A 16375-nucleotide genomic window follows, 5' to 3' on the forward strand; every position below is an offset into this window, starting at 1 on the left:
AGGCTCTATACGGCGAGGCGCCTGGAGGAACAGCCATGGCAGACGGAACGGTCCTGTTCGCGGTACGGGAGTTGCCTGAGGGCGGAGGTGCCGCGGCCGAGCAGTTGCGCAGGATCCGCCGGGAGTTGGAGGCCCGCGGGTTCGAGGTGCGCTGGGCCGACACGAGTGACGACGCCCAGGCGGTGCTGCGCACCGAGGCGGGCCTGGCCGCCGCCGTCGTGGACTGGGATCTTCCGGGGCAGGGCAAGGGTGCCGGGGGGACGGGCGGCGGCGAGGTGCTGCGCCGGACCGGGCAGCGCTTCCAGGACCTGCCGGTCTTCCTGGTCACGGCCGGCGAGGACCTCGACAATCTGCCGCTGTGGGTCGCGGAGACGGTGATCGGCTACATCTGGCCGCTGGAGGACACGGCGCCCTTCATCGCCGGCCGGATCGCGAGCGCGGCCCGCGGCTATCAGGAGGGCCTGCTGCCGCCGTTCTTCAAGGCACTGCGCCGCTTCGACGACGCGCACGAATACTCCTGGCACACCCCGGCCCACTCCGGCGGTGTCGCGTTCCTGAAGTCCCCGGTCGGCCGGGCGTTCCACGACTACTTCGGGGAGCGGCTGCTGCGCAGCGACCTGTCGATCTCCGTCGAGGAGCTCGGCTCGCTGTTCGAGCACACCGGTCCGGTCGGTGACGCCGAGCGCAACGCGGCCCGTGTCTTCGGCGCCGACCGCACGTACTTCGTCCTGCACGGCGACTCGACCTGTGACCGCATGGTCGGCCACTTCAGCGTGACCCGGGACGAGATCGCGCTGGTGGACCGCAACTGCCACAAGTCGGTCCTGCACGGGCTCGTGCTCTCCGGCGCCCGGCCGGTCTATCTCGTTCCCACCCGCAACGGCTACGGCCTCGCGGGCCCGCTGCCGCCCGCGGGGACCGAGGCGGGCGCGGTCGCCGACCGGATCGCCCGCAACCCGCTGACGCGGGGCGCCGTGTCGCCGGAGGCGCAGTACGCGGTGCTCACCAACTCCACGTACGACGGCCTGTGTTACGACGCCGTCCAGGTGGCGCGGGCCTTCGCGCCCAGCACGCCCCGGCTGCACTTCGACGAGGCGTGGTTCGCGTACGCCCGCTTCCACCCCCTCTACGCCGGGCGCTACGGCATGGCGGTGGGCCCCGACACCTTCCCCGGGCCCGAGCGCCCCACCGTCTTCTCCACCCAGTCCACGCACAAGCTGCTGGCCGCGCTGTCGCAGAGCGCCATGGTGCATGTGAAGCCCGCGCCGCGCGCGCCGGTCGAACACGACCGGTTCAACGAGGCGTTCATGATGCACGGCACCACCTCGCCGCTGTATCCGATGATCGCGTCGCTGGACGTGGCCGCCGCGATGATGGACGGGCCGCAGGGCCGCTGGCTGATCGACGAGGCGGTGACGGAGGCGGTCCGCTTCCGGCAGACCGTCGTACGCGTCGGCCGGCGCGTCGCGGCCGCCGGTGACCGGCCGGGCTGGTTCTTCGGCGTCTGGCAGCCGGATACGGTGACCGACCCGGCCACCGGAGACCGGGTGCCGTTCGCCGACGCCCCCGCCGAGCTGCTGCGCACCGACCCGGCCTGCTGGCAGCTGGAGCCCGGTGCCGACTGGCACGGCTTCGCCGGCCTGGCGGAGGGCTACTGCCTGCTCGACCCCGTCAAGGTCACGCTCACCTGCCCGGGCATCGACGCCACCGGGCGGATGGACGAGTGGGGCATCCCGGCGCGCGTGCTCACCGCCTATCTGGCCACCCGGAACATCGTGGTGGAGAAGACCGACAGCTACACCACGCTCATCCTCTTCTCCATGGGGATCACCAAGGGCAAGTGGGGCACGCTGATGGACGCGTTGATGGACTTCAAGGCGCTCCACGACGAGGACGCGCCGCTGGACCGCGTGCTGCCCGAGCTGGTCGCCGCCCACCCGCGGCGCTACTCCGGAGGGACCCTGCGCGGGCTGTGCGAGGAGATGCACGACCATCTGCGCCAGGCGCGCCTGGTCGAGCTGCTGGACACCGCCTTCCAGGACCTGCCCGAGCCGGTGACCCCGCCGCAGCACTGCTATCAGCGCCTCATCCGGGGCGGCACCGAGCGCGTACGGCTGGCCGACGCCGCGGACCGGGTGGCCGCCGCGATGGTCACCGTCACCCCGCCCGGCATCCCGGTCCTGATGCCCGGCGAGAACACCGGCGCCCCGGACGGGCCCCTGCTGCGCTATCTGGCGGCGCTGGAGTCCTTCGACCGGCGCTTCCCCGGCTTCCACAGCGAGACGCACGGCGTCACCCTCGACGAGGACAGCGGCGACTATCTCATCGAGTGCGTACGCCGCATCCCGGCGCAGCAGGGCGGGGACGGGAGCAGCGCGCGGCAGGAGGCGCGTTCCTGAGGGAAACGGAGGGCCGGGCGGGGCCATGGGCTCCGTCCGGCCCGTACGTCAGGCCGCCGTCGTCTCGCGGTGCGGCGGTCCGATGGCCGCGCCCAGGACGGCGTTGTTGGGGATGAGTGTCCGGCCGTCGCCGGTGCGCAGCTCGACGAACAGCAGGGTCATGTCGGTGACTTCGCCCTCGATGCGGCCGCCGAGCGGTCCCGACTGCACGCTGATCCGCTCGCCGATCGTGAACGGGTGCGCGACCATCAGCACCAGGCCCGCGAAGATGTTGCCCAGCACCGGCTGCGCGGCGATGCCCAGCAGCACACCGGTCAGCGCGCCACCCAGCAGCAGCTTCCCCCACGGCACCCGCAGGAGGCTCAGGGCGCCCAGGATCACCAGCGCGTAACCGGACAGCAGGCATATCACCCGCAGCGCGGCGGAGCGGTTGTCGCTGATCCGGCCGGTGAGCAGCTTCACCAGGTCGTCCGTCGCCCCCCGGACCGCGATCAGGGCGCCCACCAGGAAGACCCCCGCGCTGACGCCGGCGATCACCCGGGAGGTCAGCGACTGGTGGCTGCCCGGGCTGCCCAGCAGTCCGCCGAAGGTGAGCGACACGACGAGCCCGCCGAGGGCGAGCGAGGTGATGACGACGGCCCGCCGCGTACGGATCACCCCGCGCCAGTGCAGCCGGTGCCCGAGGGCGACAGGGTCTGCGGTCATGCTGTCGTGGTCCACCGATGAGCCCCTTGTGGTGCGGATGTCGCGCAGCAGACTACCCACGGCCCCGGGGCCTGGAAGGCCGTGCTCCGCTCGCGCCGGTCCGGGCCGCGGGTCAAGCCTTGGCCAAACAGTTGCATGCTTGCGCAAGTAAGGGTCTATGCTTCTGGAGGTTCGAAATCAGCAGGCACCTCGTTCGGTGAGGCGTCTGCACGGACACAGGCCACTGACCCCACGACGTCGAGAGACGCCCAGGTTCAGGACAGGTCTCCCCGACTTAAGGGGTGACCCCAAGTGGCTTCCCCGCCAGCGGGGATCACGCCGTGCAGTGCCAAAGCTCTGACGAGTTGGGGTGAACCGGGCATGCCCGGTCCGCTCCTTGCCGAGTCGTCGACGCGCCCCGCGTCCCGGCCGGAAGGAGGCGAGAGACATGGATTGCGGTTGCAGTAGTCCGGGCCATAGTCGGCCCCCGTTCCGCATGCCCTCGCCCTTCTCCGGCACACGGTAACCACCTTCCCCGCGGGCACGACCGTGCCACCGCCCTCACCCGCTCGGCCACCGGCCGACCCGGGTCGCAGTGCTGCGCGCCCGCGGGTGGAACGTGGCCGCGCGCCACCGACTCCTCGCCTGCCCAGGCGCCCGGGAGGCTCCCCATGACCGATCTGATCACCGACACCACCATCCCGGCGCCGCGCAGCGCGGTGCTGGACGACGCCCACATCGGCGACATCCGCGGCGCGCTGGGCACCATCAGGCAGGACGACCACGGCGAACGCCGCGGCCTGTCCGCCAAGTTCAAGACGCTCCTCGCCATCGTCGGCCCGGGGCTGATCGTGATGGTCGGCGACAACGACGCGGGCGCCTTCGCCACGTACGGCCAGGCGGGCCAGAACTACGGCACCAGCCTGCTGTGGACCCTGCTCCTGCTGATCCCCGTGCTCTATGTGAACCAGGAGATGGTCCTGCGGCTGGGCGCGGTGACCGGGGTCGGGCACGCCCGGCTCATCCTGGAGCGGTTCGGGAAGTTCTGGGGAGCCTTCTCCGTCATCGACCTCTTCCTGCTCAACGCCCTGACGCTGGTGACCGAGTTCATCGGGATCACGCTGGCGACCGGCTATCTCGGGCTGCCCAAGGTGGCATCGGTGATCCTGGCCGCCGCGATCATCATCGCCTCGGCGTTCACCGGGTCCTTCCGCCGCTTCGAGCGCGTCGCCATCGCCCTGTGCGCGGGCAGCCTGCTGCTCGTCCCCGTCTATTTCCTGGTGCACCCGAAGTCCTCGCAGATGGGCCACGACTTCGTCGTCCCCGTCATCCCCGGCGGCTCCGGCGAGCTGGCCACCGTCATGCTGCTGATCATCGGCATCGTCGGCACGACCGTGGCGCCCTGGCAGCTGTTCTTCCAGCAGTCCTACGTCATCGACAAGCGCATCACCCCGCGCTTCATGAAGTACGAGAAGGCCGACCTGTGGCTCGGCATCGGCGTCGTGGTGATCGGCGCCGCCGCCATGATGGGCATCGCGTCCGCGGCCTTCGCCGGGACGGGGCGCTCCGGCGGCTTCACGGACGCCGGGGGCCTGGCCACCGGCATCGAGGCGCACGCCGGGAAGCTCGCCGGGGTGCTCTTCGCGATCGCCCTGCTGGACGCCTCCATCATCGGCGCGTTCGCGGTCTCGCTGTCCACCGCCTACGCCATCGGCGACGTCCTCGGCATGAAGCACTCGCTGCACCGCGGCATCAAGGGCGCCAAGGGCTTCTACGCGGTCTACGCCGGGCTGGTCGCCACGGCCGCGGCCATCGTGCTGATCCCCGGCTCCCCGCTGGGCCTGCTCACCGAGGGCGTCCAGACCCTCGCCGGGGTGCTGCTCCCGTCCGCCTCGGTCTTCCTGCTGCTGCTCTGCAACGACAAGCAGGTCCTGGGACCGTGGGCCAACGGTCCCAAGACCAACGCCTTCACCTCGGCGGTCGTCGGGGTCCTCGTGACCCTCTCGGTCATCCTGACCGCGTCCGTCCTGTTCCCCGGCATCAGCGCGGGCGCGATCCTCGACATCATGGCCGCCTGCGGCGTCGCCGGGGTGCTCGCCGCCGGTTACGCCTTCACCCGGCGGCGCACCGGGACGAAGGAGGACCCCATCGACCGCACCGGCAGGGACACCTGGCGGATGCCCCCGCTGGAGACCCTCACCCGCCCGGTCATGGCCACCGGCCGCAAGATCGGCATGGGGGCACTGCGGGCGTACCTCCTGGCGGCGATGGTCCTGGTCGTCGTCAAGCTCGTGCGGGTCGCGCTCGGTCAGTGAGCGCGGCCCCGGCGGGCGGTCACCACACCAGCGCGTCCGCCGGGTCGGACTGCCAGTAGGTGACCGCCGCCGAGTCGTCGATCCATGTGCCCTTGGGCAGGGTGAGCGTGGCGGACGAGTCGGAGGTGCCGTCCGCATCGGGGAGGAAGACCTCCAGCTTCTCGGCCGTACGGCCGTGCGCGGCGCTGCCGTCGCCGGCCGAGAGGCCGATGCCCGCGTACGCGGACCCGCCCGGGGCCAGGGTCACCACGGCCTGCGGCCGGCTGTCCTCGACGGCCTGGGTCACGGCCTGGTCCTCGTCGAAGCGCAGGAAGGGGTAGGCGTAGGCGTTGCAGGCGGTGCGGCCGGTGTTGGTGAGGGTCAGCAGGTCGTGGTTGACCGGCCTGCTGACCGTCCGCACCGACAGCTTGGTGTTGCCCGCGGTGCAGGCGGCGGTGGTCGCGCCGGACGACGGGGCGGCCTGGCCCGGGGTGGCCGCGAGGGCGACGGCCGCGGCGGCGAGCACGGCGGAGGCGGTGAGGCCGAGGGTACGCATGGTGGGCTCCCGTTCGATGTGGTGCGTGCGATGTGGTGACGTGGAACGTCAGATGAGGCCGGCGAGTAGCGCGAGCGTGGTGCTGACGGACGTGCAGAGCACGACCAGGGCCACGGCATCCGCGACTCCGAGGCAGGGGCGGATCCGGGTCCGCACGGCGACTCCTGTCCGACGGCGCGGCCCGGCCGTCCGCCGGGCGCCGCTTTCGTGTCCACAGCCTGCGAGCCGCTCCGTCCCCGCGGCAAGACCCACCGGGCGTCCGGGGACGCCGGAACGGCCCCGTATAGGCTGAGCTGGGGGGAAATCGCGCCCTGGAACGCGGTCCTGGGACGGGGAATTGCCGGTATGGCCGATGGAATACAAGAGTTCGCAGCCCGGCTCACCGAGCTGAAGGAGCGCTCGGGCCACAGCTACAGCACCCTGGGCAAGCGGCTGCACATGAGCACGTCCACGGTGCATCGCTACTGCAACGGTGCCGCGGTGCCCGCCGAGTACGCGCCGGTGGAGCGCTTCGCCCGGCTCTGCGGGGCGTCGCCGGAGGAGCTCGTCGACCTGCACCGCCGCTGGATCCTGGCGGACGACGCGCGCCGCCGGAAGACGCAGGGGGCGGGCGCCGGGACCCCGGCCGCCGGTACGACGGAGCCGGCCCGTACGACCGCGCCGCAGACCCCGGCCGGGCCCGTCGGCACGGCCGGAGCCGCGAGCGCGGACCGGGCTCCGGCCGAACCCACGCGCACGCCGCTCCCGGTCGCCGGACCCGCCCCCACGCCCCCTCCGGTCGCCGCCGAACCCGCCCGTACGGAGTCCGAGCCCGCCGGAACGGCCGGCCCCGCCCCCGCGGCCGGGCCCGGGCCCTCCGCAGGCACCGGCGGAGCGTCCCGCTCCCGCCGCCGTCTCGCGCTCATCTCCGCCGCCGTCGCCGTGCTCGTACCCAGCGCCGTCGTCGCCGGTTACGCGGCCACCACCGCTCCCCCGGCGCACCGCGCCGAGACGAACGCGACAGCGGCCGAGCCTGACTCCGACGTCACGCGCCGCGCGCCCGGCCGCGCGCCCGCCCCCTCCGGCAGCCCGTCGCCCGGCGGCACGCCTTCCACGACGCCGAGCACCTCTCCGAGCCCCGGCGGCGGGACGTCCGCGGCGCGGCGGGAGGAGACGAGGCCGGACGGCGAACAGACCACCGAACAGCCCACCGGCACGCCCCTGACCGTCAGCGTCCGCCCGTACGCCCTGCCCGATCGCTGCGACCAGTTGTACGTGTCGGGACGCCTGCCCGCCCAGGTCCCCGAGCCGCCCGCCGGGGACGACGCGCGCGACTGGGCGACCGCGCTGCGGGCCGTGCCGGGCGGCCGGATGCGGATCGAGGTGGCCGTGCAGGGAAAGACCGGCCAGGCGGTCGTGCTGCACGCGCTGCACATCCGCGTGCTGCGGCGCGCGGCGCCGCTCGCGTGGAACGCCTACACGATGGGCGACGCCTGCGGCAGCGGGATCGCCCCGTCCCACTTCGACGTCGACCTCGACCGCGACCGGCCCGAGACCCGGGCCGTGGCCGGCGAGCAGGGCGACATCACGATCCCCGCGACCGACTTCCCGTACCGGACGACCGCCACGGACCCCCAGGTGCTGGACGTCACCGCCCACACCGCCGGCCAGGACGTCACCTGGTATCTGGAGCTGGAGTGGAGCAGCGGCGACCGGCACGGGCGGCTGCGGGTCGACGACCACGGGCAGCCGTTCCGTACGAGCGCGGTCAAGACCCGCCCGCAGTACACGTACCGGTTCGACGAGAAGCGCTGGGACCTGCTCCCGGACTACGCGCGGCGGTGACGGGTCCGGCCGGCCCGGCCGGGGCTCGCGCCACAGCGGGGCCCGCTCAGGCCCTACGGCCCCGGCCCGCACGGCCGGGGACCGCTCCGGCCGTGCGGGCCTCGGGGCCGGTGCCTCACTTCTTGAGCGAGCAGGTGGCCCGGGCCGTCCTGTGCGGGTCGCTCTCGGAGCGGGCGGTGAGCGTGACCGTGCCCTTGTGCTCGGCGCCCGCCTTCGCCGCCACGGCGACGTCCACGGGAACCGGTGCGCCGGGCACGGCGGAGGTGAGCCGGCCGGGCAGCCACGCGGACCAGCCGCGGCCGGAGGCGGTGGCCGACAGGCGGTAGATGTCGGTGGACCGCGGCGAGCCGGTGTTCGCGAGGGCGAAGGTGCACAGGGCCCGCCCGTCCGCCGCCTTGCCCTTGGCCGTGCCCTTGCCGAGGCCCACTCCACGGGCCTGCGTCCCGGCGCCGTCGAGGGACTTCACGCCGACGCTGTAGGACAGCACGCCGCTCGCGTCGCGCCGCACGTCGAGGATGTAGAAGTGCAGCCGGTTGGCCTCGTCGACGTATTCGTACGAGCTGCCGCTGTCGGCGCCCGCGTGGAAGAGCGCGTCGCTGAGCTGGCGGTAGTCGCCCATGGTGATCTTCTGCGGGGTGCCGTCGGGGCGCCGGAAGTCGACCAGGCCGATGTCCTCGGGGTGCGCGTCGACCACCCAGGCGAAGGGCGCGTCGTCGGCGTTCTTGGTCTTGGTGAGCAGGACGCCGTGGTCGGGCGTGAAGGAGTCCATGCCCATGCGGTCGACGACCTCGACGGTGTAGTTGTCGTAACCGCCGCCGTCGCAGAGGGGGTCGGTGTTCCGGTCGCAGGACGGGGACAGGTCGCTGCCCATGGTGACGTTGATCCCGGAGAGCCCCTTCTCGCCGGGCGGCGCCGAGCGCGCGGTGACGCGGGCCACGACGGGGCCGGAGTCCTTGAGGGCGTCGCGGTCGAGCCGCAGGACGTTCTTGTCGTCGACGATGCCGAGCTTCATCTTGTCCCGCAGGACGTGCTCGGCGCCCATGGAGCCCCCGGCGGTGGCCGGTATCCGCCAGCGCGTGTGCGGGCCTCCCGGGCCGTTGAACGAGCCGCGCGACAGCATGCCCCAGATCCCCGTGTAGGAGCGGCTGAGCGGGGTGCCGTAGGGGTTGTTGTAGTTGTCCCCTATCCCCAGGATGTGGCTGAACTCGTGGGCGAAGGTGGCCATTCCGGAGCTCTCCGCCTGGGTGGACGAGCCGTTCCCGGCGTTGGGCCAGATGCGCGCGGCGGCCTGCCAGGAGGTCCAGGGCACATAGCGGGTCCGGGCGGTGTTCCCCCCACTCGCGACGGGCGACGGAGGCCCCCAGGCCGCCGGCACGTCCTCGGGTCCGCGGAACCTCATCTGCCCGAACTCCTGCCAGACGGAGGACTCGTCCACGCCGGCGGTGAGGTAGAAGACGAAGTCGAAGTCCGCCGTCCGGCTCTCCCCCACATCGGCGACCCAGGCGCGCCTGCCGTCGGCGCGGATGTCCTTGCCGCAGGTGTCCTGCCGCGGGCAGGCGCCGGGGTTCATCCCCTCGTCTATGCCGTACTGGTACGACTTCCCCGGCACGCGGTACGCGCCGAAGGCGGTGAGGTCCACGCCGATGCGCCCGCCGGAGTCCTCCATCCAGTATTCGTTGATGGTGTGGCCGTGGTTGAGCGGTCCGGGCTTGTTCAGGAAGTCCTGGTAGAAGGCGGGTACCCGCTCGCGGGGGACGCCGGACGCGGTGTTCTGCGGATTGCCGAACAGCGTGGAGCCCGCCGGTTTGCTGATGGAGAAGTCCTCGTCGGGGTAGTCCAGCAGCACCAGCGCGCCCTTGAACGTGCGCCGAGTGGGCTTGACCGCGGGATTCGCCCAGTCCGTGCCGGGCACCGAGCGGTATTCGGCCCACGTCATGTCATCGGGGTTGCGCCACCGCTGCGGGTCGACCGGCCGCACGAGCGGCGGCCGGTGCCCGGCGGCGCCGTCGGGCAGCGCCCGTGCGGTCCCGGAGGCCAGGGCGGCGACGACGCCGAGCAGCAGGGCGAGGATTCCGAGGCGGCGTAATCGCCGGGGACGCGTGCGACGGAAGTACATGACTCACCTCGTGTCTGAAGTCATCGGACGAGGACATGGCAAGTCGTGCGATGGATGTGCCCATCGGGGCCAAGGTAAGCCGAGGGGTCCGAAGAAGCCAGGGCGCCGGCAGAGCGGCGCGGGCCGGGCGTGCCCCAATCGACCCATGAGGGAGGGGACTTGGTCACTTTCGGGTGAGTCGCCGCATGCCCGCACGGCCCCCTGGGCATTCATCGTCACGAATCGGTCCAGCCGCCTGATTCACGCCAAGTCCCGTACGGACGAAGGGAGTCGCCCCACCCCGCGACGCCGCGGCCTCCGCCCGGCGCGCGGCACCCGTGACGCATGGCGACACGGCCCCCGGCCGATGTCCACCCATATGAAGGAAACCGGTCCGTTCTCTCTTCCCAGGGCCCCGCGGCACCAAGAATGCTCGCGCAGCAAGAGCACGGCTCCCGTGGCCGGGCAACGCCCACGGGGCCCATAGCAAGGAGAACGCATGTCTCGCGCATCGATGCGCCGTATCGCGGCCGTCACCGCCTCGGCCGCCCTGCTGTCCGGAATCGCCGCGGCGGCCGGCACCGCCGCCTACGCCGGCGAGAACCCCCAGCCGACCCCGGCCCACAGCGCCCCGGCCACGCACGGCCACAAGGGCGACCGCGACAAGGGCCACGAGCACGGCAAGGGCGGCGAGCACGGCAAGGGCCACGACCGCGACAAGGGCGGCGAGCACGGCAAGGACGACCGCGACAAGGCCGCGGGCGTCCACGCCGGCTGGGAGAAGGGCGTCGACAAGAAGAAGGACCGCTGGGACGCCAAGCACAAGTGCTGGCAGCGCTTCGACGCCGACTCCCGCACCTACGCCCAGTGGGACGACCGTGGGCACTGCTGGAAGCGCATGGTCAACGGCCGCTGGCAGAAGTGGGACAACGCCCACAAGGCGTGGAAGTAACCCCTGACGCCCGGCCGGCATGACGCCGGCCGCCGGGCGGGCCCTTCCGGCCCGCCCGGCATCCCGGGCACGGCGCCGGGACACGGGCCGCCGGGCACCGGGAAATCCGGTGGCGCGGCCATGAATGTTCCGTGATGATCCGGATATGTCGCGAACGTTCGAAGACCTGGTGGCCGAGGCCGAGGCCGTTTCCGTCGACGGCTGGGACTTCTCCTGGCTCGCCGGGCGAGCCACCGAGGCCAGGCCCTCCTGGGGCTATCAGCGCGCCATGGGCGAGCGGCTCGCGCGCGCGTCGGCCGCCCTGGACATCCAGACGGGCGGCGGGGAGGTCCTCGCGGGCGCCCCGGTCCTGCCCCCGCTGATGGCGGCCACGGAATCCTGGCCGCCGAACGTCGCGCACGCCACCGCGCTGCTGCACCCACGCGGCGCCGTCGTCGTCGCGGACGAGGACGAGCCCCCGCTGCCGTTCGCCGACGCGGCCTTCGACCTCGTGACCAGCCGCCACCCCGTGACCGTGTGGTGGGACGAGATCGCCCGCGTGCTCCGGCCCGGCGGCACGTATTTCTCCCAGCAGGTGGGCCCGGCCAGCGTCTTCGAGCTGGTCGAGTTCTTCCTCGGCCCGCAGCCCGCGGAGATCCGCGGCAAGCGGCACCCCGAGGACGCGCGGCGGGCCGCGGAGGCCGCCGGCCTCCAGGTCGAGGACCTGCGCTCCGAATCGCTGCGGATGGAGTTCCTCGACATCGGCGCGGTGATCTATTTCCTGCGCAAGGTGATCTGGATGGTGCCCGGGTTCACCGTGGAGCACTACCGCGACCGGCTCCGGGAGCTCCACGAACAGATCGGCGCCGAAGGCCCCTTCGTCGCCCACTCCACCCGGTTCCTGATCGAGGCGCGCAAGCCGGACCACAGGTGACACCGGTCGTACGGCGCGGTCTCAGGCCGCACCGTACGACCGGCCCGGACGCATCACGCGTCGGTGCCGTAGAACCGGTCCCCGAAGTCGCCGATGCCCGGCATCATGTACGCGTTCTCGTTCAGCCGCTCCTCGATCGCGGACGTCACGATCCGCACCTTCGGGAAGCGCTCGCAGACGGTGGCGATGCCTTCCGGCACGGTGATGAAGTTGACGAAGACGATGTTCTCCTCCCTCACCCCGTGGTCGAGCAGCAGCTGGATCGCGGCGAGTGCCGTGCCGCCGGTGGCCAGCATGGGCTCCAGCAGCAGCACGTGCCGCTCGGCGATGTCGTCCGGGAGATTCGAGTAGTAGAGCTTCGGCAGCTTGGTGACCTTGTCCCGCTGCATCAGGATCTTGCCGATGCGCACGCCCGGGCACACGGCGCGGAGTCCGCCCTCCATGCTCTCCCCGGCGCGGATGATCGGGACGCCGCAGAGCTTTCCGGTGAAACGCAGGCCGTGGTATTCGCGGCCCACGGGAGTCTCGACGATCCGCTCCTCGAAGGGCAGCAGGTCGAGACCGGCCTCGATGAGCATGCGGATGATCCGCTCCGCATGGAAGACGAAGTCCTCCCGGCGCGCGTGCCGGTCGCGGATGATCGTGTGCAGGGCCCGCAGCTGCTTCGTCTGCGGCAGCAGGTGCACGTTCTCGCCGAGGTACTTCTCGATCGACACGGTCGGCTCCGTCGCTGTGGTCGTGCTGGACATGATGGCTTTTCTCCCCGCAGTCGGATCTGATTTCCCGGCGCCTCTGACGGCGCCGTCCTGCCCTGTTCGCTATTCCGTCGGCGGCTGCTCGAAGGACGGGGGCAGGCCCGGGGTCACCGTGAACTGCCCGGCGGTGGCGCGGTAGACGGACCGGAATCCCGTGCGCTGCCACACCCGCCGCATCACATAGACCAGCTTCGGGTTGTGCTCCTCGTCCTCCTCGAAGGCGCGGAGGACCGTCCGCCGCCAGTCCTGGGCCCACACCTCGGGCACGTCCGCGTCGACGGCGTCCCGGAAGGCCGCGTGCAGGCCGGCCAGCTTCGCGCGGGCCGGGAAGTCGGCACCGGAGAAGATCACGCACAGCATGCCGATCCAGAAGCACTTGACCACGTGCTTGCGCTGCTCGGCGGGCAGCTTGCCCGCGATCTGCTCCATCGCGTGCAGGGAGGTGATCAGGTGCAGGAGCACGAAGTCGCCCGGTACGGCCAGATAGAGCAGGGACACGACGTAATAGAGCTGCTCCCAGCTCTCCTCGGCGTCCTGCTCGTCGATCCAGGCGGGCGTGCGGTGGATCAGCGGGTGTCCGGCGCCCAGCAGCCGTGCGATGCGGTACTGCAGGCCGGAGCGGGCGAGTTCGGGGTGGATGCCCTCGGCGATGCCGACGGCGGTGTCACCGACGAGCTCCCGGACCCAGTTCTGGAGCGCGTCGCGGTCGTCCTCCCAGGCGCCCGCGACGCGGAGCAGGGAATCCACGGCCCGCTCGCCCTCGGCACCGCCGTCCTCGGCCCTTTCCGGGTGGCACGAGACGTACGAGAAGGCCATGTACGCGAGGCCCTCGATGGTCATCCACCGGTTCCCGGCGTCGATCGCCCAGCCCAGGTGGATGGTGGCGTGCGTGAAGGCGCCGACCCAGCCGGGCAGCAGCGCGGGCACGTAACGGCGCAGGAGTTCGTCGGTGCCGAGCGTCTTCTCCTGCTGGTCGAAGAACGCGCAATAGGCGGAGAAGCTGGTGCGCTGCCCGAGGTGTTCCCGCCAATTGTCCTCGGTGATCTCGTACTTCGACTCCTTCGGCGGTTCCAGGCCGTAGCCGTACGTGGTGAGCCGCGCGTAGTTCTCGTAGTACGCCCTGATCTGCTCGGGGCTCGCGCCGAGGCCGTCGAGGGCGATGACCGCGTGCTTGACGTGGTTGCTGAGGTGACCGTTGAACTCGATGTGGTAGGTACGGTCGTTCAGCAGTTGCTCGACCACAGTGACGTCAGTCATTTCCCTTGCCTTTCTCCCGGGCCGCGCTTGTCACTCTCGACAAGTACATTCCGGCGATGACGATGACGACGCCCAGGACGCGCAGGGCGCCGGGCGTCTTGTTCTGGTTGTGGAAGTCGATGAGCACCGCGGTGACCATCTGGCCGCTGATCACCAGCAGCGCGGCGTTCATCGCGCCGAGCCTCGGGAACACATAGCTGTTCACGGCCACGAACAGCGCCCCGAAGAAGCCGCCGAGATAGGCGGCCGCGGGCGCGGAGCCGGCGTCGCCGAATTTCCAGTCGCCCAGGACGAGGAGCACGAGCGTGAGGAAGAGGAAGCCGACGACGTGATTCCACAGGGAGGCCCTGAAGGGGCCGATCCCCATGCTCAGACGGCCGTTGACCGCCCGGCTGGTGCCGATGACCATGCCGTTCAGCAGGGCCAGCAGGATGAAGGGGAGCACCGGTCACTCACCGCCGAAGATGATCAGCGCGCTGCCGGTGAGCACGGACAGCACCACAAGGAGATCGGCGAGCACCAGGCGGCGCCTGGGGGTGCCGAAGAGGCCGAAGGAGTCCGACACGATGCCGAAGAGCACCTGGCCCACGAGCATGAGCGCGATGGTGCCGGAGAGCTCCAGGCTGCTGTTCACCGCGATGGCGGCGAGCATCACGGTGAAGGCTCCGGGAATGCCGCCCAGATAGAACCGGAGCGGCATTTTCCCGCGCTTCTCCTCCGGCTTCGCGCCACCGGACCGGAACGCCTTGGTTGTCAGCAGGACGAGGACAAGAGCGGCCACGGCTCCGACACCGTGGGCGACCCACGATCCGAATGCCGACGACGTGTGCTTCGCCAGCAGGCTGTTGTAGTTGGTCATCAGCGCGAGGAGCACTCCTCCCGCGATGCCCAGGAGCCAGTCCTTCGACCGTCCGAGCACGATTACCGGCCCTCGCCCATGGCGGGGAATGCCGCGGCGACGCAGGTCAGGACGTCGGCGAAGGAGTCGGCGAGCCACGTCGGGCCGGCCGGGTTCAGCTCCTCGAGGCTGTGGATTCCGTAGGTGACGGCGATGGAGCGCATCCCGGCGGCCTTGGCCATCAGCAGGTCGTGGGTCGTGTCGCCCACCATGACCGTCTGCTCGGCGGCGACCTGGAGCTTTTCCATGACCGCGTGGCCGGACTCGGGGTCGGGCTTCGGCCTGCTCACCTGGTCGGCGCCGATCACGACGGCGAAGAGGTCGCGCAGACCCGCGGCGGTGAGCAGCGCGTCGGCGCTTGCGTAGAACTTGCTCGTCGCGACGGCGAGGACAAGTCCCTTTTCGCGCAGGGATCTCAGGCCCTCGTCGACACCGGGGAAAAGCAGTTCCCCGGCTCTGGGGAGGATGATTTCCCGGAACAGCCGCTGGTACTGCCGGACGCCCTCGGCGACCCGGTCGTCGTCCAGGGATATGCCCATGAGCTTGCTGAATGCCTGCTCCAGCGGCAGGCCGATGGTGGCGCGCACGGCCGACGGGTCGGGCGCCGCCAGATCCATGGCGGCGAACGCCGCCGTGAATGTCTCCACGATCGCGCGGGGGGTGTCGACGAGTGTGCCGTCCAGGTCGAAGACCACGACGTCTGTCATGTCAGTCAGTCCCTAAGAGTGTGAGGCGGTCCGGGTGCGGAGACGCGGGCGGTTCAGGCGCGCTCGCGCAGCAGTTCGGCGTGCGCGGCCGCGATGCGGCCGGCGGCTTCCGCCGTGCTGATGAGAACCGCCATGTTGGCCTTCGCGGACCGGCCCTCGGTGACCTTGTCGACGGCGTGCATCAGGTATTTGGTGAGGGCGTTCCCGCGCACGCCCTCCTTCTCCGCGGCGAGCACGGCGTCCTCGATGGCCTGCTCCACCTCGCGGCTGTCGATGGCGTCCTTCTCGTCGACCGGGCTGGTCACCAGGAATCCGCTGTCGTTGCCGAGGGCCCAATGCGCCTCGATGGCACGGGCGATGACCTTTTCGTCGTCGATCCGGTGCGGGCTGCGGTATCCGCTGGAAAGGCAGTAGAAGGCGGGGAAGTCGTCGGACCTGTAGGAGACCAGGGGCACGCAGTGCGTCTCCAGGAATTCCATGGTGAGTCCGAGGTCGAGGATGTTCTTCGCCCCGGCGCAGACGACGGCGACCTTGGAGCGGGTGAACTGGATCAGGTCCGAGGAGATGTCCATGGACCGCTCGGCGCCCCGGTGCACCCCGCCGATCCCCGCGGAGGCGAAGAAGGGAATGCCCGCGAGCTCCGCGGCCACGAGCGAGGAGGCGACCGTGGTGGCGCCCATGCCGCCCCGGGCTATCGCCACGGGCATGTCGCGGCTGCTGACCTTGGGAATGCCGGGGGTCGACGCGAAGCGCTCGATATCGGCGTCGGTCATCCCGACCAGGATGCGGCCGTCCTCGATGCCGATCGTCGCCGGGACCGAACCGCCGGCCCGCACCGCGGCCTCCACCTTGCGGGCGGTCTCCGCGTTGTGCGGATACGCCAGCCCGTGGGTGATGACATTCGACTCCAGGGCGACGACGGGCAGGCCGGAGCCGAGGGCGTCGGACACCTCTTCGGTGAAGACCAGCGGTACGTTCGCGTTGTTGTTGTGCACTGTCACTTCTCGTTTCGCGTCATGGGTCTGCGGTCCCGGGGGACGG

General features: G+C 71.3%; 14 protein-coding genes and 1 riboswitch. Of the genes, 5 read left to right on the top strand and 9 right to left on the bottom strand.

What is annotated here, in order from left to right; genetic code table 11:
• The first annotated feature begins 35 nt into the window (after positions 1-35).
• Complete coding sequence (locus ACH427_RS18840; RefSeq protein ID WP_398870621.1) at positions 36-2399, top strand: Orn/Lys/Arg decarboxylase N-terminal domain-containing protein; 2364 nt, start codon at positions 36-38, stop codon at positions 2397-2399.
• A 48-nt stretch (positions 2400-2447) separates the two neighbouring features.
• Here the strand turns inward: ACH427_RS18840 and ACH427_RS18845 are convergent, their stop codons facing one another.
• The gene (locus ACH427_RS18845) at positions 2448-3104 is read right to left on the bottom strand and encodes a mechanosensitive ion channel domain-containing protein (RefSeq protein ID WP_398870622.1); all 657 of its coding nucleotides are present in this window, start codon (positions 3102-3104) and stop codon (positions 2448-2450) included.
• Between the two features lie 181 nt (positions 3105-3285).
• A riboswitch (M-box (ykoK) riboswitch) is annotated at positions 3286-3460 on the top strand.
• 294 nt (positions 3461-3754) lie between these two features.
• Between ACH427_RS18845 and ACH427_RS18850 the strand changes: the two genes are divergently transcribed.
• Positions 3755-5398, top strand: coding sequence for an NRAMP family divalent metal transporter (locus tag ACH427_RS18850; protein WP_398870623.1), 1644 nt, complete (start codon positions 3755-3757; stop codon positions 5396-5398).
• 19 nt (positions 5399-5417) lie between these two features.
• On the opposite strand, the gene ACH427_RS18855 is transcribed toward ACH427_RS18850, so the two are convergent.
• A complete protein-coding gene (locus tag ACH427_RS18855) occupies positions 5418-5933 on the bottom strand; it encodes a DUF4232 domain-containing protein (RefSeq protein ID WP_398870624.1) in 516 nt (171 codons plus the stop codon).
• A 345-nt stretch (positions 5934-6278) separates the two neighbouring features.
• On the opposite strand from ACH427_RS18855, the gene ACH427_RS18860 reads away from it, so the two are divergent.
• A complete protein-coding gene (locus tag ACH427_RS18860) occupies positions 6279-7757 on the top strand; it encodes a helix-turn-helix domain-containing protein (protein WP_398870625.1) in 1479 nt (492 codons plus the stop codon).
• Positions 7758-7872: 115 nt separating this feature from the next.
• Here the strand turns inward: ACH427_RS18860 and ACH427_RS18865 are convergent, their stop codons facing one another.
• Positions 7873-9873, bottom strand: coding sequence for a M6 family metalloprotease domain-containing protein (locus ACH427_RS18865; protein WP_398870626.1), 2001 nt, complete (start codon positions 9871-9873; stop codon positions 7873-7875).
• A 478-nt stretch (positions 9874-10351) separates the two neighbouring features.
• Between ACH427_RS18865 and ACH427_RS18870 the strand changes: the two genes are divergently transcribed.
• Positions 10352-10804: a hypothetical protein gene (locus ACH427_RS18870; RefSeq protein WP_398870627.1), complete on the top strand. Its 453-nt coding sequence runs from the start codon at positions 10352-10354 to the stop codon at positions 10802-10804.
• Positions 10805-10949: 145 nt separating this feature from the next.
• Positions 10950-11717: a class I SAM-dependent methyltransferase gene (locus ACH427_RS18875; RefSeq protein ID WP_398870628.1), complete on the top strand. Its 768-nt coding sequence runs from the start codon at positions 10950-10952 to the stop codon at positions 11715-11717.
• Positions 11718-11770: 53 nt separating this feature from the next.
• Here the strand turns inward: ACH427_RS18875 and upp are convergent, their stop codons facing one another.
• From upp to ACH427_RS18905, 6 genes are all read right to left on the bottom strand, one after another.
• Entirely contained in the window at positions 11771-12466 is a 696-nt protein-coding gene (upp, locus tag ACH427_RS18880; protein ID WP_398870629.1) for a uracil phosphoribosyltransferase, read from the bottom strand.
• Positions 12467-12535: 69 nt separating this feature from the next.
• On the bottom strand, positions 12536-13729 hold the full coding sequence (locus tag ACH427_RS18885) for a questin oxidase family protein (protein ID WP_398870630.1): 1194 nt from the start codon (positions 13727-13729) through the stop codon (positions 12536-12538).
• Entirely contained in the window at positions 13722-14174 is a 453-nt protein-coding gene (locus ACH427_RS18890) for a DMT family transporter (RefSeq protein ID WP_398870631.1), read from the bottom strand. Before ACH427_RS18890 ends, ACH427_RS18885 begins: the two co-directional genes overlap by 8 nt.
• A gap of 3 nt (positions 14175-14177) precedes the next feature.
• Complete coding sequence (locus ACH427_RS18895; protein WP_398870632.1) at positions 14178-14648, bottom strand: DMT family transporter; 471 nt, start codon at positions 14646-14648, stop codon at positions 14178-14180.
• A gap of 2 nt (positions 14649-14650) precedes the next feature.
• The gene (locus ACH427_RS18900) at positions 14651-15334 is read right to left on the bottom strand and encodes an HAD family hydrolase (protein ID WP_398870633.1); all 684 of its coding nucleotides are present in this window, start codon (positions 15332-15334) and stop codon (positions 14651-14653) included.
• A gap of 53 nt (positions 15335-15387) precedes the next feature.
• Entirely contained in the window at positions 15388-16329 is a 942-nt protein-coding gene (locus ACH427_RS18905) for a pseudouridine-5'-phosphate glycosidase (RefSeq protein WP_398870634.1), read from the bottom strand.
• Positions 16330-16375 lie beyond the last annotated feature (46 nt).

This window comes from Streptomyces sp. NPDC020379 (assembly GCF_044387105.1).
Lineage (GTDB): Bacteria > Actinomycetota > Actinomycetes > Streptomycetales > Streptomycetaceae > Streptomyces.

Bases quoted from the DNA above. Each gene is read 5' to 3' on its own strand.
- ACH427_RS18840 (WP_398870621.1), top strand. From the start codon at position 36: ATGGCAGACGGAACGGTCCTGTTCGCGGTACGGGAGTTGCCTGAGGGC.
- ACH427_RS18845 (WP_398870622.1), bottom strand. From the start codon at position 3,104: ATGACCGCAGACCCTGTCGCCCTCGGGCACCGGCTGCACTGGCGCGGG.
- ACH427_RS18850 (WP_398870623.1), top strand. From the start codon at position 3,755: ATGACCGATCTGATCACCGACACCACCATCCCGGCGCCGCGCAGCGCG.
- ACH427_RS18855 (WP_398870624.1), bottom strand. From the start codon at position 5,933: ATGCGTACCCTCGGCCTCACCGCCTCCGCCGTGCTCGCCGCCGCGGCC.
- ACH427_RS18860 (WP_398870625.1), top strand. From the start codon at position 6,279: ATGGCCGATGGAATACAAGAGTTCGCAGCCCGGCTCACCGAGCTGAAG.
- ACH427_RS18865 (WP_398870626.1), bottom strand. From the start codon at position 9,873: ATGTACTTCCGTCGCACGCGTCCCCGGCGATTACGCCGCCTCGGAATC.
- ACH427_RS18870 (WP_398870627.1), top strand. From the start codon at position 10,352: ATGTCTCGCGCATCGATGCGCCGTATCGCGGCCGTCACCGCCTCGGCC.
- ACH427_RS18875 (WP_398870628.1), top strand. From the start codon at position 10,950: ATGTCGCGAACGTTCGAAGACCTGGTGGCCGAGGCCGAGGCCGTTTCC.
- upp (WP_398870629.1), bottom strand. From the start codon at position 12,466: ATGTCCAGCACGACCACAGCGACGGAGCCGACCGTGTCGATCGAGAAG.
- ACH427_RS18885 (WP_398870630.1), bottom strand. From the start codon at position 13,729: ATGACTGACGTCACTGTGGTCGAGCAACTGCTGAACGACCGTACCTAC.
- ACH427_RS18900 (WP_398870633.1), bottom strand. From the start codon at position 15,334: ATGACAGACGTCGTGGTCTTCGACCTGGACGGCACACTCGTCGACACC.